1 protein-coding gene is annotated in these 959 nt (G+C 46.8%); it reads left to right on the top strand.

Going from position 1 to position 959, the window contains the following annotated elements; genetic code table 11:
* Positions 1 to 16: 16 nt before the first annotated feature.
* Positions 17 to 959 (top strand): glycosyltransferase (locus tag JCM9152_RS21060; protein WP_235715796.1); only part of this gene is annotated, 943 nt, incomplete at its 3' end.

The raw sequence follows: 959 nt of genomic DNA, 5'->3' as shown, positions 1-959 counted from the left end.
ACTCGGTGGGACAAACATGTCAAATGTAGAGGAAATCAAGGCACAAAGAAGGCTAGGTCTACGGACAGGATTGGTTCAGCTATCTCGTTATGATTTAAATTCAGCGACGGAGATGAACCCACAGGTACGAGAGTTATTGGATGGAGACCAAGTATCTATGCTTGTATACGGTGAAAAAGTGAGCTGTGACGTACTGATTGTGCGTCATCCACCGATATTAGAGGAATGGCAGAAGTATGTACCAGACATAGAAGCGAGGGATGTCCGGGTGATTGTGAATCAGCCGCCTAAGCGTGAATACAGTGAAACGGGGACAACATTGTATCATCTAGACCGTTGCGTCAAGCATTTGGAAGAGTATGTTGGTAAGAAAGGCGTATGGTATCCAATTGGCCCATCGATTCGTGAAGCATTAGAGAAGCACCATGCTCAGGAGTTGAAGTCGATTCATTTAGCGGATGAAGACTGGGTGAATATCATCGATGTGAACGAATGGAGACGTGCGAATTATAAGCGAAAGCCTGGAGTAATCCGGATAGGGCGTCACTCACGTGACCAATATGTGAAATGGCCAGCAGATCGAGAACAGCTATTGAAGGTGTATCCAGATGAAGCACCGTATGAAATCCATGTACTAGGAGGGGCAGCTTCACCGAAGAAGGTGCTAGGGAGTCTCCCTGAGAATTGGAGGACATATGAGTTTGGGTCAGTGGCGCCGAAGGATTTCTTAAAGGAACTGGATGTGTTTGTCTATTACACACACCCCGATTGGGTAGAAGCGTTTGGACGAGTGATCTTTGAAGCGATGGCGGTCGGTGTACCGGTTATCATTGCGCCGAGCTATGAGCCATTATTTAAAGAGGCGGCTCTATATGCGGAACCAGAAGAAGTCCAAGTCAAGGTGAAACAATTGATGGCGGATGAAACTCTGTATCAAGAGCAAGTGGAACGAGCACAAG

The organism is Halalkalibacter hemicellulosilyticusJCM 9152 (assembly GCF_000513115.1).
In the GTDB taxonomy this organism is placed as follows: Bacteria; Bacillota; Bacilli; order Bacillales; family Bacillaceae_D; genus Halalkalibacter; species Halalkalibacter hemicellulosilyticus.
Note: the sequence above shows the minus strand (reverse complement) of the source record. Positions and strands in the feature narration are given on the sequence as shown.